The sequence below is a fragment of the Nodularia sp. UHCC 0506 genome, assembly GCF_034931045.1.
In the GTDB taxonomy this organism is placed as follows: Bacteria; Cyanobacteriota; Cyanobacteriia; order Cyanobacteriales; family Nostocaceae; genus Nodularia.
In genome coordinates this window covers 12,379-27,781 of the sequence record NZ_JAYGHH010000038.1, presented here as the reverse complement: position 1 = coordinate 27,781, position 15,403 = coordinate 12,379, and the positions used below count along the sequence as shown (strand labels likewise).

Genomic DNA, 15,403 nt, shown 5'->3' with positions numbered 1-15,403 from the left:
AGAATAAAGTACATAAAGCCTGCACGCAGAGAGGAAGGGAAATTGGATGAACTGAGGGCGGCGCTGGAATTAGCAACAGAAGAGGAATTGCAAGATTTAACCGCAATTCTGTTTAGTCGAAAATTTAATCCTCTAGATTATGTTCAGACACCTGAACCAATAGAGGTTCAAAGTCAAAATCACAAGGCTTGGTTAGATACATTAGAAAATCGATTTCGGTTTTTAGCAGCAGACGGCATGACTGTATTACGGGGGCGTACAAGTCAAGTCACTTACCGCCAAGCATTAATTCAAGTATGTAAGTATCTAAAAATTCCTTATTCTGAGCAACTGACAACCGTTGATTTAGAAGCTGAATTATTTTTACATCTCTTAGGACAAGTGTGGAAAAAATTGCCGGAAAATGAGAAGCAAAAATTAAATCAGCAGGTGCAACGTCAACTGTCCCAGTCAGACTTAAAACAACCCCTACCATTATTATTACAGCGTGACCCCTTGGGATTACTTGTGAAAGGTGGTAGCGCCTTAGCTGTTACTTCGATTCTTCAGCCCTTGGTTTTGCAACAAATAGCCAGGCAATTTGCGATCCATTTTGCTAAATATCAAGTAGCTAAACAGACCGCAATCGCAGGTTCACAAGCAGCTACAACGCAATTTAAAAGCTATGTAGCTCTACAAATGGCGCGACGGGGCATGACAATGAATGCGGCTCGTTATGGGGCTGTGAGGAGCGTTTTCACGTTTATTGGTCCAGTCATGTGGACTTGGTTTTTTGCAGATTTAGGATGGAGAGCGATCGCTACTAACTATGGTCGCATTATTCCCACTATATTTGCTTTAGCACAAATTCGTCTCACCCGTACTGAATATTGGGAGCCAGCTTGAAGTTAGCTATTGACCATCCCAACCCTCGTTTACAAACCCCTTGGAATGTTACTCAGATTGGACTCTTAATTTTTCCACTGAGTCCGTTGGTAGGGGGTGTGAGTATATTTTTGGCAGCATTAAGAACTTACCAACTACAATACCGCAATATTATCCACTGTCCCTTTAACTGGGGATTTGCTCTTTTAAGTGTATTACTGATTATTAGTTGTAGTGTTGCCGATGACAAAACACAGGCTTTTTTGGGATTATTTAATTTATTACCATTTTTTATAGGTTTTGCTGGACTTAGCAACCTGATTCAAACCACTGCCCAATTACGGCAAATAGCGAAAATTTTCGTCATTGGTTCTGTACCTGTGGTGATTATAGGCTTGGGGCAGATGTTTTGGGGATGGACTTTTCGGTTACAAGTTTTGTGGATTTTCTTAGATTTAGAACTCGTCTCTGGAGGAGTGCCGCCTGGACGCATGGCTTCTATTTTCATGCACGCCAATCTGTTTGCGGCTTATTTAGCGATCGCCTTCACTTTTGGATTAGGGTTATTGTTAGAACAATGGCAATCAAGATCCAAAATTTCCACAATTCTGTTAACGGTGTTAGTAATTACCAGCTTTATCGCTCTGATTTTAACTGACTCGCGTAATGGTTGGGCGATCGCGATCGTTGCTTGTTTAGCTTATGCACTTTACCAAGGTTGGCATCTGATTATTGCTAGCGTTGTCGGTGTAATTACTAGCGTCCTATTAGCAGCTTTCGCACCCTCACCAATTGCAGAAACCTTTCGCCGCTTTGTTCCCGCATACTTTTGGGCGCGGTTAAATGATCAAATGTATCCAGATAGACCAGTAGCTTTAATGCGAACCACTCAATGGGAGTTTGCTTGGTCTTTGACTCAACAGCGCCCCTGGACAGGTTGGGGATTACGCAGTTTCAGCGGCCTCTACAAAGCACAGATGCAAATTGATTTAGGTCATCCCCACAACTTATTTTTGATGCTATCGGCTGAAAGTGGTTTACCGAGCGCACTTTTATTTTTTGGCTGTCTTGCTTGGATATGGTTTGGAGGCGTGCAATTGTGGCAAAAATCTGACTATCTAGACAAAAAAGATAGATTGATCTTGTTTAGTTTTATTGTTGTCATTTTACAATGGGTGATATTCAATACCGTAGATGTCACTTTATTTGACTTCCGCCTGAATACAATTTCGTGGTTTTTGTTTTCTGCACTTGGGGGAGTTGTACAGGCAAACGCATCTAAAGTACACCCGTAAGTAGGGTTTGCTGAATAAATGTAAAACCCAGAGAAATCAATTAGCTTGTTCATGGCTAAAAATCTCAGCAAACGTACCTTTTTTTTCCACTCTACCCGCTTTCATCACAATAATCTGATCAGCGCGACGCAACACAGCAGGGCGATGAGAAACTACAAGACAAGTTGGTGTCCAAGGATTTTTCCCCTGTTCAGTGCTATCAACAAATATCCGCGACCATAATGCCAATTCTGTTTCCACATCCAAAGCGCTGGAAAGGTCATCAAATACTAATAATTCCGGTTTGCGGATAAACATTCGCGCTGCTGCTACTCGTTGCATTTGTCCACCGGAAAGCCGCACGCCTTTGGAACCAACTAAAGTTTCCAAACTTTCATTCATAGTTGCTAAATCTTGTTCAAACACAGCCATATTTAAAGCTGTGGCGATATCCGCCTCACTTTTAGACAACCCCAACAAAATATTTTCGCGCAGGGTATAGCTAAATAACTGAGGAATTTGGGGAGTATAAGCACTGCGAGGTGGAACAAAGAAACTTTCAGGATTTTCTATAATATTCCCATTCCAATAAATACACCCATCTTGTTTATGTAATAATCCTAATAATAGTCGCAGTAATGTAGTTTTGCCAGAACCAATATGACCAGTAATTACAGTTAAACTACCACGCTGAATTTCAAAGCTAATATCTATAACTCCTTGGTTCGTACCAGGATAAATATAAGTTAGATGAGAAACTCTCAAAGATTGGAGATGATCTCCCTCATTCCTCGAAGGTTGTTCTATTTCTGGTAAATCTTTCTGGCGACCATTCAGGTCATTCAGATAAAGTTGATTGGGGGCTACTAATATATCTTCTGATGCACCAGATACTAAACTAGCCATCCGATCAAAAGACACTTCTGCGTGCTTAGACAACGCCATAAAACCACCAACACCAGTAAAAAAGTTCGTCACAAAAAAGAGGTTATAGATAAATAAAGCAAAGTCACCTATTGTTAACTGCTTACCACCACTCTGCATTAATTGAGAGGCCAGGAGCAAAATTATGCCTGTCCCCAAATTCACCATATTTTGAAAGGAAGAACTGAGAATAGCATTAAATAAACTCTCCTTAACCATTGTTTGGCGGCGTTGGTCATTTAAAGTACGAAAATAATCCAACACATTTTTTTCCGCCCCCGCTACTTTAATCGCTTGAACTGAACCAAATATTTCCCCTAAAATTCCTGTAACTTTTGCAGTGGCTTGGCGGCTGGCTTTTCTATACTTTTTAATCCGAGTTTCCGCACTGTCAATAATTTTTATCATCCCTACTAATGGCAGAAATACAAACACTGTCATCTGCACATTAATACTTAATAAAATTCCCAAGCAAAAAACTGCAAATATGCCTTGTCCTGAAACTTCTGATATCCAAGCAACATTGTCTTCTATTTGTTCAGCATCATCACGAAAATAACTAATTATTTCTCCTTGAGAAACAGTTTTTTGAACGTCTTGATTAACAATCATTGGACGTGCTGTGGGATTTTTAAAAAGCTGATCTAATAAATTATGTCGTAGTAACGACCGCATCAGAAAACGGTGCTGGGTTTTAGTAACTCGCCCGGCAAATATAACTACGAGATATACTAAGTTCAGTACTAGTAATAATACAATTAAACTTATAGGTGATAATCCTAATTGTGTCTCGTTTGTCAAACGGTTGAAAAATTCTCGGATAATTAAGCCAGGTAGAGCTGGCGAACCCATGATTAAGATCCAGTAGATACTATCAATTATGTATAGTTTTGGTTTGTAGCGAATAAGTTGCCATAATAATTGCCAATGTTTGGGCTTTTTTGTTGAATTCATGATGGTTCATACTTGTTAAGTTGGGAAATCTCACTCCAAACCTCTTGTGAATAGGAAAGAATGAATGAGAATGGTGTTAGATGAGTAAATCAGCTAATCCAGTTTGTAATAATTGGGCAAACCGCGATTGAGAATTTTTAACTAATTCTTCACATTGACCATATTCACTAACTCGACCTTGATCTAAAATCAAGATTTGATTGGCTTTTTGTACTGTGGCTAAACGATGAGCAATAATAATGCCTGTACGCCCGGTTAATAATTTATCTACAGCCTTTGCAATCAGTCTTTCTGTCATGGGGTCGAGGCGAGAGGAGGCTTCATCTAATATGACTAAACCAGGGTTTTTGAGAAAGACGCGCGTAAAAGCGAGTAACTGCGCTTGTCCCGCAGATAAGCCGCTACTATCTGGCCCCAAGTTTGTATCTAAGCCTTGGGGTAATGAATGCAACCATTGTGATAATCCTAATATTTCTAAGGCTTCATAGATGCGTTCATCGCTAATTTCTGAGTTAAAAAAGGTGAGATTATTGCGAACTGTAGTTTGAAACAGTTGTACATCCTGAGTGACTAATCCCACTTTTTGAGGTAAGTCTGTGAGAAGAGTCTGGTTAATTGGCATACCTCCTAAGTGAATTGAGCCTGATTGTGGGTCATACAATCTCAGTAATAACCGCGCTAAGGAAGATTTACCGCTACCTGTTCGCCCCAATAAACCTAATAGTTGTCCAGCAGGTAAATTAAAGGATATGTCTTGCAGTACTAAATCCCCCTCTTCCGATTTCCGGTCATTGTAGCTAAATGAGACGTGATCAAAAGTTACGGAAAGTGCGCCTTGAGGAAGTCTTTGTTCCCCTCCTGCACTAAGTTGGGATTTGACTTGTAATAAGTCTTGAATACGGGAAATACTGGCTTCTGCTTGTTGGAGGACTTCAAATTGGTTGCGAATTTGTTCAATCGGTTCGCTGAGTAAGTTGGTGTAATAGTACAGTATATATACTGTGCCGATAGTAATAATATTTTTATTCCAAAGGTAAGCACCGACACCTAAGGAGATCGCAGTTCCTAATGTAAACATACCGCTAGTTGTACCCCAAAGAATAGTGCTGGCAAAGCGGGCTTGATGAAATACGGGCAACCAACCTTGCAAAATTTTGTGGAAGCGTTGCATGACATAGCTTTTGCCTCCATTGGCTCGCACGTCTTCTATCCCGGCGAGTTGTTCACCGACAAAACCAAAGAAATCAGCACTGACTTGGCGGTAAGTTCTCCAATAGGGAACGGCTATGGAACGCAGACGAATTAAAGTTCCTAATGCTGTCACACTAAAAAAGGCGATCGCAATCCCAGCCCGCCAATCTTCGGCAAATAGCACTACAATCACACCAGACATCAAAAGCAAATTGCCCAAGATGTAAATGGTAAATTTGGAGAAGAATTGCGACAAAGTGTGAACATCACCGTCTACTTTCTCTAGTAATTCACCGGGTGTGGAGAATTTATGAAAGGATAGGTCTAGTTGCAAACAATGCTCAACTAAGTCAGCACGTAAGGCGTTGGTGGCTCTCCAGGCGACGTTTTCACCGTAGTAGGTGGCAGCAATTGTAATTAGTTGCGTAACTAAAGCTACACCTAAAAATAGTAGCGCGGCTAGGAGTAAGTTTTGCCCAGAACCACCAGCTGCGGCTGTGTCAATAAAATAACGCAGAATTTGGGGATTGACTAATTGTAGTCCGATGCTGGCCAGAAGTGCGATCGCAAACTTAATAACCCTACCCTTTTGGGGTTGAAGATAATCAACAAGTAAATTCCAATATTGCCGTAATCCAATTTTCATAAAGCTTTAGCGATCAGCAAGGCGGATTGTGGAGGACAAAAGAGCATAATTTTCAACTAATTATCGTATTTTACGCTTAATTATGCCTATCTCATGCGAATATATCTTGATATATGTATTGATCTTTGTTGCTTTTTTTGAGCAAGTGAAAACTGATTCAATTCTCTATCGACTATTCAAAACGTTTCCTGGCATTTTCTTTGAATTACTTGGTCAATCACCAGTGGAAGCGGAAGCCTATGAATTTTTATCAGTAGAAGTCAAGCAAACGACTTTTCGGATTGATGGGGCATTTTTACCCAAACAGCCAGATTTAGAACGTCCGATTCATTTCACTGAATTTCAGTTTCAACCTGATACGGGACTTTATTCCCGTCTCCTCACGGAAATTTTTATGTATCTGGATAAGACGGAAATACGTAATGATTGGCGGGGAACTGTGATTTGGATGAGTCGCCGCCTTGATCCTGGTATCCCGATACGCTATTGGGAGTTTTTTGAAAGTCAACGAGTGCAAGTAATTTACCTAGATGAGTTGAGAGACTTAACTAATCAATCAATTGGTTTAGGAACTCTTACGTTGGTAGTGGAACCACCAGAACAAGCCAGTGTAAAAGCTCGGAGTTTAATTGAGAGGAGTAGACAAGTTCCTGATGAACAGGTCAGGAGAAAATTAGTAGAATTAATAGAGACAATCATTGTTTATAAGTTTCCTCACAAGAGTCAAGCGGAGATTCAGGCAATGTTAGGATTAGGCGATTTGAAACAAACTAGGGTTTATCAAGAAGGCTTAGAAGACGGAGAGCGTCAGGGGCGTGTTGAGGGTAAACTTGAGGGTAAACTTGAAGCAGTACCTCGGTTATTGAAGTTGGGGTTAACTTTGGAACAGGTAGCAGAAGCACTGGAATTAGACATTGCAGAAGTTAGAAAAGCTGCACGGGTCTAATTTTTTTATGCCAATTTCACTAGACTACTAACCTGATACTGCTTAACTTCCTCTAAAGTTGGGTTTGCTCCTGATTTCCAGGCTGTCATAACCGAACCTTTTACATCCACCCTGGCTTGATATGCACTGCTAATATTTCCATCGGCTGTAGTGTAATCAATGCGAACATCTGCCCATTCTTCTTTAATTTCATCACTTGCTAAAATTTGACCTACTTTGTGATATTCCAGCCATTTCCAACCTTCTTGCATCCAAATTTCTCGTTCGGCAATTTGTTCAAAGAAAGATAAACCACCCCAGCCTCGATAGTATGGATACAGTTCTTTGACTGAACCATTACGTCGGACTAATAAATCTAAAATATCTGGCTTTAAATGACCCCAATATTGTCCTTGGGGTAAGTCAACTAAGGTAGGTGCAAATTCGTGTCCACCAAAATGACTACATCGCCAAAAACGTAAATTATTATTATTTGCAGCAGTGTATTCAGAACGTAATTTTTGATAAATTGGATAACCAAATCTACTACAAGCCGCATCTACATTGCCGTGGTTGCAAACGAGTATTTCTCGAATGTGATTTGTTTGTTGGCGATATTGCCCAAAGTTTGCTAATTCTTCGGGATTTTCAAGTAAAGCTAATGCCAAAGAACTCAGTAAAGTATGAGGTATGATAAACTCATGTTTCTCAAATTGAGCAAAAAATTTTGCTGGTCGGCGATAGTAGAATACACGAGTATAACCTGGATGGGAGTATTCTTTGTCTGGTGCGATCGCTAGTGGTCGAATTAACCCACCATTTCTCCAAATAAATTGTAACGGGTCTAATACATCCTGTGGTATGGAGTTAGGGTTTATCCAAATGTTATCTGGCCAAGGTTGTGCAACTTCAATAATTAAGTATTGTTCGGCGTTATTCGCTGAACCAATGGGGTCTTCACCGTTAGCTTGGGAAATCTCAGAACAAAAACGACAATTGTTGTGAGTCTTTTGGGTTGAGATATTCATGATTACTTCTAATACAGAAAACGGCTGGTGTTTTTAAGTTTGCAACATTTGCAGAATTTGATTGATAATTATTTCAGTCGCAATTGGTCCGCGAATGCGAACAAGTTGAAAATCCATAAAATGAATGTTTCCAGCTTGAACGGCGGGAATTAAACTCATAATAGAATTTTCTTCCCACTGCTGTTTCGCATCATCAATAGTGTTATTTTCCTCCTTCATTACTAAAATGTAATCAGTTTTCAGGTTTGCTATAGCTTCAATTGAGATGCTAGATCTGTTTGCTTCTCCTACAATAGTTTTAAAGCCTAAATCCTCTAATAACCTAGTAATAAAAGTTTCCGGAAAAATAAATGATCGATTCAAAGTTCTTGACCAGCCTAGAACAATAATAGTTTTTCCTGATATCAATGGTGCTAATTGTTTTTTAGCTTTTTCTACAAGTTGATTATAGGATGCAAGTACTTGTTGTGCTTTTTCTTCTCTGTTTAGTGCTGGTGCAATTGCCTTAATCGTGGTTTTCCAATCTAATTTTCCTTCATTTACAAAAAATGCCGTTGGTGCAATGCTGGAAAATAGTTTGTATTTTTTCTTGATGTTCCCATCTTCACCTATGATTAAATCAGGTTGGAGTTGCACAAATGCTTCTATAGAAGGATTATTGCGAGCGCCTAAATTCACGGGTTGATTAGTCACTAAATCTCCTAGATAAGGAATCTGCTCACTAGGGTTATCAAATACTTTTTTGTTGATTAAACGCACTTCTGAATAACCCGCAGCTTGCACTCCTAAAGATAACAAAATATCTAACATGGGTGGACCCAATGCCGCAATTTTTTGGGGTTCTCCGCAAATTTCTGTTTCTCCCCCATCATGATTAATTACCCGGCAATCTGAAGGTTTACTTGTAGGTGTTTGATTGGTATTTATTTGATTGGTATTGATTTGAGGTGTACTACTATTGCAGGCGACTACTAAAATTAGTGAACACATTGAGATTAGCAATAGTTTAAGATGTCTGAGCCAATACTTCATTTATTTAACTGATATAACTTTATTTACAGAGTATTGAGAAAATATAGCATTTACTAGGTGCATGAGATACATATCAAAACCTTACCCCTAGTCCGAATGGCACGAAGATAAGCCGAAATCTCGTTAGGGCAGGGTGTTGGGTGTAGTGTTGAAGAAAATTGAATTTTAGTATGTTCATGTGTTCAATAACTTCTTAATTCCCCACACCTGACACCCAAATGTGTGTGTATTTTTAAAACTCCACTGACACCGTTCCTCTTACCGTGAGCGGCGCACCAGGGTCAATGCGAGTCCGGCGCTGGCCAGTAGCTTCGATATAATCGACATTGAAAAGGTTATTAATGTTAATACCAGCCCGCCAGTTATCTCGTCGATAAAATATACTGGCATCAGTACGGACATAACTAGGCACTTGAAAAGAGTTATTCAAATCACCTTGGCGTTCACCCACATAAAATAAACCTAAGCCAAATCCTAAGCCTTGAAAATCACCTGTTTGAATCTCATAAGTTGACCATAAACTAGCTGAATTAAACGGCACACCATCAAGTAAATTACCTGGCTGTAGGTTGTTATCTTTGGTAACTCTGGCATCTGTGTAGGCGTAGGACGCAATCAAATTCCATCCTGGCAGAATTTGTCCGGTGACATCCAACTCAACTCCCCGGCTTCTTTGCTCTCCTGATGGAATGGAGAAATTTGGATTATCTGGGTCAGTAATGGCAAGATTACTCCTAGTGATTTCATAAGCAGCTAGATTTGTAATCAACCTACCATCAAGAAACTCACCTCTAACACCCACTTCATACTGCGTACCGCGCACTGGTTCCAGCAGCGAGCCATCTACACGAGTTCCAGAGTTGGGTTGAAATGATCTACTGAAACTGGTGTACAGAGAAATTGGCTCAATCGGTTGATAGACTATGCCTACTCGTGGAGTAAAGGCTTGGTCGTCTCGTTCATCATTAGTAGAGCTTTGACCGATAGTGTCAAAGCGTCCACCTACCAGTAGTTTTAAGTTTTCAGATAGGGTAATTTGATCTTGCAGAAACAAGCCAAAAGTATTGGTTCGAGTTTCAAAAGGAAATACAAATGGAAATTCATCTCTACTAGGTCGAGAAGCCAGTCCATAAACAGGATTAAAGATATTAATGATGGAAGAAGGACCTAATTCCCCAAAAAATGTGAACGGGTTTGTCGACCAAGATAGATCAACACCAAATAATAGGGTATGCTGGATTGACCCTGTTGCCAACTTTCCTACTAGATCGGTTTGTAATTCATAACTTCTTAATTGCGTTAGATTACTATTAAATTCTCTAGCTAGATCCCCAGTAGTTTCGTTGAGTCTAATTAATTCGGTTTGATTAGAAGTTTCTTCATACAAAGAGTATCTAAACCGATTGCGGAGCGTCAAGTTATCGTTGAAACGATGCTCTAATCGATATCCTGCTAACAAATTTGTTCTTTCGTTAAACTCATCTAGTTCACCCAAAACTCGGTCAAAGGGAATATCAGCAACGCCTGTACCAAAAGCAACTAATCCCCGATCAAATGGACGCTTATCGTTTGAATACTCCAATTCTAATCTGAGGTCAGTGCGATCGCCAATCTTCCAGGTGATCACAGGTGAGATAAAAAATCTTTCCACTTCCTGGTCAAAGTTCCGAAAGTTGCCGCCTCTCTCATAAGATGTGTTCAAGCGATAAAGTACTGTTCGTTCTGGGTTTAAGGGGCCTGATAAATCAAGAGTTGGTCGCACTAAACCGAAATTTCCAACCTGCAATCCCGCACTATAAAAAGGCTCTGAAAGGGGTTGTTTGGTAATGTAGTTAACCACACCACCAGGATCTAAATTTCCGTAGAGTATAGAAGCTGGCCCTTTAAGGACTTCGATTCCTTCCAAATTTGCCGTGTCTGCAATAGAGAAACTATTTCTATATCTAAAGCCATCCCGGAGAGTGCCTCCAAGTTGTGGAAATCCGCGAATGTTAAATATTTCAGATGAGCCACCAAATGTATTTCCTCTCTGCACACCACTGACATTACGCAGTGCATCTGAGGCTCGAATTATTTGTCTGTCCTCTAACACCTGTCGGGGAACCACTTGAATTGATTGGGGAATATCTCTTAGGGGTGTGTCCGTCCTCGTCGCAGTTGTGGCATTGGGGACACTGTATCCATCTTGCTCACCCGTTACCACCAATTCAATCGGCTGGTCTGGAGTTGATGGTTGTTCTGTTTGAGTTTCACTTTCTGGTTCTTCTGCTGGTAATTGTGGGGTCTGGGCAGAAGTTACAACTGGTGTGAAGCTAAAAATCAGACCTTCATCACTATCAAATAAATCTACAGTGGGTAATCCCGCTTCACCTGCTACCGTCACCCGGATAGTATTTTCATCCAAGTTTGCTACTGTTATCTCAGTAATTCCCTCATTCGGGCTTTCAGAACGGAATATGAACTCATCGCCACTGGGTAAACGTAATTGAGCATTAGGAATATCAGCGATAAAATCATTATCGGCACTGCGATTGGTTATTTGTAACTGTTGTCCTTGATTTGTCTGTAAAATCACCTCCACACCTTGCTCTGTGGGAGTGGCTTCCACTCCTGTTACTTCCACCAGTGTGGGGGAATTAGGTACTTGAGCCAGCAATTCTGCCTTAGTTGCAAGACGTTCACTTAGTCTTTTTTGCGTCTCTTGCGAAACGTCTGATTTAGTCTGAACCACCTCAGCAGACGCAGACTGCACAATCAATGTGGATACAATCCCTGTTAAGCAAAGACTATACAAAATTTTTTGATTCACGTACTCACCCTCAAACCACAGTTACATCACACTAAAAAGCGCATCAAAACTAGAGTTTTCACCTGCTAGTTAGGAATACTTTTCAACTATCTTGCAAGTATTTTGATGCTTCTGTAGGTACTGCGTCTATCCATAGACGGACTTTATTTATCCATAAAAGGACTATTTTTACTTTCCGTAAGCACTGGGATTTACCCCTATTTTTTTTCTGAAGGCAGCTGCAAAGTGACTCAGGTGAGTATAGCCCACAGCATGGGCTACTTGGGCAACAGACAATTTTTGTTCTACCAACATTTGTTTAGCTTGTTCCATGCGATGATTATGCAGGTAACCAAAAACCGTAGTTCCAAATATTTGGCGAAAACCTTGCTTCAGTTTTCGTTCATTCATAGCCACTCGACGTGAGAGTTCTAGCAATGTTGGCGGATGAAGCAAATTAGTAATCAAAATTTCTCTGGCATAGTAAATACGTTCTATATCTTCTGGGGAAAGTTTAACCGTAGATTTCTTAACCTGTCGATATTCTAGTTCCTGTGCCAGCCACAATGCCACCAGTTCCAGTGCCTTACTTTGGAGGTAAATTTCTCGGATAAAGTCTCGGTAGGGACAGTTAATAATTTGGTACAACACCGACTGCATTACAGGTGTAGTGGTTCGTAATTCGTAGTAGGGTGCATTTTTAGCCCCAAAAAGCGGAAGTTGTTGGTGTGGAGATAAGTATTGTGAGTGTTGCTGAATCAACATTGCCCACATTTCCGGCGTAAGGTTAATATCAACTTTCAGGTGCCTTTGATTACTAGCCCACTCTGTTCTACCTCCGCGACTGACATTCGACAAGGACAAGAAGTTTTGACCACCTTGCATCACCTCACCTGTATACAATTTACGGTTTCCCGATAAACGAAAACCTATTTCCGGTCTTCCCTCGTCGTCTGGTTTCTCGAAGATAATATGCTTGAAGAGTTGATTATTTTCAATATCTATAGAGATGCCATCCGGTAGTAACGTGCGCTGCCAGTATCCTTTTGCAATAGACTCTGAATAGTTCAAAACTATGTCATTTTCAGATGAATGATGTAAATTACCGTCGATAGGTGTTTCTTCAAAGATTTCATCCGTATTTTGGATTGATAAGATACCAGCCATTTCTAGTTGCACGTTTTTGAGGGTAATATTAATAACTAGATTAGCAACTATTAGAAAATATTTCTCAAAAGCAATATAAAAATAAGTGTAACTAAAACTTGATATCTCTACATTAAAGATATATGGCTATGTTCTGTCAAGCTTGGCCATGATTGGTTAATTCAGAAACTAACAAGCATATTTAAACAGTTTTATGGCAATAATTACATCATAAAAGATACATCTAGGTCAAGATTTACTGACTTTAAATAGGAAGGATTCTTGTTAATTGTGGAAATAACTTGCACTTGGAGATTTTGGAGTATAAAAACATACGGCTAATTCTAAAAAGAAAGGCGATCCGCGATCGCCTTTCTATAAACACCCACTCAGGGATATCCATACTATCTATCTGAAAAATCTGATCAGCGCGACGCAACACAGAAGGAGGATGAGAAATCACAAGACAAGTTGCAAATAATCCTCAACAACGAGTGCAAGTAATTTACCTAGATGAGTTGAGAGACTTAACTAATCAATCAATTGGTTTAGGAACTCTTACGTTGGTAGTGGAATCACCAGAACAAGCCAGTGTAAAAGCTCGGAGTTTAATTGAGAGGAGTAGACAAGTTCCTGATGAACAGGTCAGAAGAAAATTAGTAGAATTAATAGAGACAATCATTGTTTATAAGTTTCCTCACAAGAGTCAAGCGGAGATTCAGGCAATGTTAGGATTAGGCGATTTGAAACAAACTAGGGTTTATCAAGAAGGTAAACTCGAAGGTAAACTTGAAGCAGTACCTCGGTTATTGAAGCTGGGGTTAACTTTGGAACAGGTAGCAGAAGCCCTCGAAGTAGACATTGCAGAAGTTAGAAAAGCTGCACGACTGTAAACTGAGCAACAAAAGTAGTAATTATCATTGATTTTTCGTTAGTCCGTGTAGACGAATTTATTTTGTATAGCCAGGAATGTGAATGATTCCGTATATAAAGACCCCCAACTTCTTGAAGAGGTCAGGATCTAAACCTCTCGTTGAGTGCAACGACTCGGTAAAATGGGTGTGTCGGTCATCAAAAATACGCCTAAGTAGCCCATCTGTATGCTTACAACAGCTGACTTTCTTCAGTATGCCCAATGGTCGGGTATTGCCACACTAGTATTTGCTGCGATCGCAGTCTTGGCTTTTTTACTCAAATGGGGTATCCGCTTTCGGCTGGTAGGTACAACTGGCTTTATGCTGGTGCTAACGGGTGGTTTATTTGCTCTCTCGTTGGTTCCTCTGAGTCGCACTGTCATTCCAGGCGCAGTCAAATATACTCTCGTTTATGATAATGCTTCTACACAAACCGTAATTGCGACATCACCTAATATTACCCCCTTGGAATTAGAAGCAACTTTACGTCAAGCGGCTAGTAATCTCTATTCTTTCGGTCGCTTAGGTTCACGAGGAAACAATCAACTCACTATTCGCGCCCGTACTGTTATTCATCCTGAACCGGGGGTTTCTGTACCGCTTTTCTTGGGTCAAATCAAGCGCACATTAGCTAACCGTGAAGATGCGGATATGGATATTGAAATTTACTTGGAAAAATTCGATCAATTACCTAATTCTGCTGCTTCCTAGTTTTCATTAAACCTGTTTGAAAAAGTAGAGACGTTCCATATAATGTCTCTACAAGGTTTCTTTCTTCATTACAGGGAAAAAACCATTTATTTGTTACCAAAATCACATATATTTTTTGTAGTATACTATACAAAAATCATTAAATTTAGATTAAAATGGGGTTTACGCAAAAAACCTCTCGAACTCTCATGACTCAGTGTCCTCTGTGGTTAGTTTTCTCCTAAATTCGTACATAACCACGAACAAAGAAAAAATATAAATTTTAGATATCCAAAAATTGGGTAGTTCACAATTTGAGACGAATGGGCATGATTAAAGCCAAGGGAAACGAAAATTCTTGGACATAAGTCTAAAATTTTATTAAGAAATATCAATATTTTGGCAAACTAGATTTATATGCCCAATCAACTTTCTACTCAAACTGTGTCTACTCAAACCTCTAGCTCATTATTGACGCTGACGGTTGCTCCAGGAAAAATCATTCGTGGTTCTAATGTGTTGCAGACAGCATCAGCAGAAATTACCCGCTTAGGGACTCGTCCATTAATTATTGCCGGAAATTCGACCCAGAGCGTCGCTCAAAAGAGTTTACAAGCAATTTTAACCAAGGAAAATACCGCTCAATCTAACTATGGTGTAGATTGCTGTGAAGCTAGTTTACAAGCTTTAAAGAAAACAGCCCAGGCACATCAAGCCGATGTAATTATTGGTATCGGTGGTGGTAAAGCCTTGGATACAGCTAAATTAGTCGCTGATCAATTACATTTACCAGTGGTGACAATTCCCACATCAGCAGCTACCTGTGCGGCTTGGACTGCCCTTTCTAATGTCTATTCTGAGTCGGGAGCTTTCCTCTATGATGTGGCGCTGTCTCGCTGTCCTGACTTATTAATTCTTGACTATGATTTGATTAAAACTGCACCACAAAGGACATTAGTTGCCGGCATTGGGGATGCGATCGCTAAATGGTATGAAGCATCAGTTAGCAGTGGCAATTCTCAACAAA

Annotated in this window: 12 protein-coding genes; 6 read left to right on the top strand and 6 right to left on the bottom strand. The window is 40.0% G+C overall.

Annotated features, from left to right (window positions below; translation table 11 throughout):
* The first annotated feature begins 42 nt into the window (after positions 1–42).
* Both VB654_RS18355 and VB654_RS18350 read left to right on the top strand, forming a co-directional pair.
* Complete coding sequence (locus VB654_RS18355) at positions 43–885, top strand: YaaW family protein (protein WP_323215245.1); 843 nt, start codon at positions 43–45, stop codon at positions 883–885.
* Positions 882–2,159, top strand: a complete 1,278-nt coding sequence (locus VB654_RS18350; RefSeq protein WP_323215244.1) for an O-antigen ligase family protein — start codon at positions 882–884, stop codon at positions 2,157–2,159. Before VB654_RS18355 ends, VB654_RS18350 begins: the two co-directional genes overlap by 4 nt.
* Positions 2,160–2,195: 36 nt before the next feature.
* Here VB654_RS18350 and VB654_RS18345 read toward each other — a convergent pair whose 3' ends face one another.
* Both VB654_RS18345 and VB654_RS18340 read right to left on the bottom strand, forming a co-directional pair.
* A complete protein-coding gene (locus tag VB654_RS18345) occupies positions 2,196–4,016 on the bottom strand; it encodes an ABC transporter ATP-binding protein (protein WP_323215243.1) in 1,821 nt (606 codons plus the stop codon).
* A gap of 76 nt (positions 4,017–4,092) precedes the next feature.
* Positions 4,093–5,853, bottom strand: coding sequence for an ABC transporter ATP-binding protein (locus VB654_RS18340; protein ID WP_323215242.1), 1,761 nt, complete (start codon positions 5,851–5,853; stop codon positions 4,093–4,095).
* A gap of 145 nt (positions 5,854–5,998) precedes the next feature.
* On the opposite strand from VB654_RS18340, the gene VB654_RS18335 reads away from it, so the two are divergent.
* Entirely contained in the window at positions 5,999–6,799 is an 801-nt protein-coding gene (locus VB654_RS18335; protein WP_323215241.1) for an Rpn family recombination-promoting nuclease/putative transposase, read from the top strand.
* A 5-nt stretch (positions 6,800–6,804) separates the two neighbouring features.
* On the opposite strand, the gene VB654_RS18330 is transcribed toward VB654_RS18335, so the two are convergent.
* The 4 genes from VB654_RS18330 to VB654_RS18315 all read right to left on the bottom strand — a co-directional run bounded on the left by VB654_RS18330 (position 6,805) and on the right by VB654_RS18315 (position 12,805).
* Positions 6,805–7,806, bottom strand: a complete 1,002-nt coding sequence (locus VB654_RS18330; RefSeq protein WP_323215240.1) for a sucrase ferredoxin — start codon at positions 7,804–7,806, stop codon at positions 6,805–6,807.
* Between the two features lie 33 nt (positions 7,807–7,839).
* Positions 7,840–8,796 (bottom strand): iron-siderophore ABC transporter substrate-binding protein, encoded by a 957-nt coding sequence (locus VB654_RS18325; RefSeq protein WP_323215239.1) that lies wholly within the window; start codon positions 8,794–8,796, stop codon positions 7,840–7,842.
* A gap of 274 nt (positions 8,797–9,070) precedes the next feature.
* Positions 9,071–11,647, bottom strand: coding sequence for a TonB-dependent receptor (locus tag VB654_RS18320; RefSeq protein WP_323215238.1), 2,577 nt, complete (start codon positions 11,645–11,647; stop codon positions 9,071–9,073).
* A 168-nt stretch (positions 11,648–11,815) separates the two neighbouring features.
* Positions 11,816–12,805: an AraC family transcriptional regulator gene (locus VB654_RS18315; protein WP_323215237.1), complete on the bottom strand. Its 990-nt coding sequence runs from the start codon at positions 12,803–12,805 to the stop codon at positions 11,816–11,818.
* 461 nt (positions 12,806–13,266) lie between these two features.
* Here VB654_RS18315 and VB654_RS18310 point away from each other — a divergent pair, with 461 nt between their 5' ends.
* The 3 genes from VB654_RS18310 to VB654_RS18300 all read left to right on the top strand — a co-directional run.
* A complete protein-coding gene (locus VB654_RS18310; RefSeq protein ID WP_323215236.1) occupies positions 13,267–13,665 on the top strand; it encodes a DUF2887 domain-containing protein in 399 nt (132 codons plus the stop codon).
* A gap of 207 nt (positions 13,666–13,872) precedes the next feature.
* The gene (locus VB654_RS18305; protein ID WP_323215235.1) at positions 13,873–14,397 is read left to right on the top strand and encodes a Ycf51 family protein; all 525 of its coding nucleotides are present in this window, start codon (positions 13,873–13,875) and stop codon (positions 14,395–14,397) included.
* A 396-nt stretch (positions 14,398–14,793) separates the two neighbouring features.
* On the top strand, positions 14,794–15,403 hold a 610-nt coding region (locus VB654_RS18300), incomplete at its 3' end, for an iron-containing alcohol dehydrogenase family protein (RefSeq protein ID WP_323215234.1).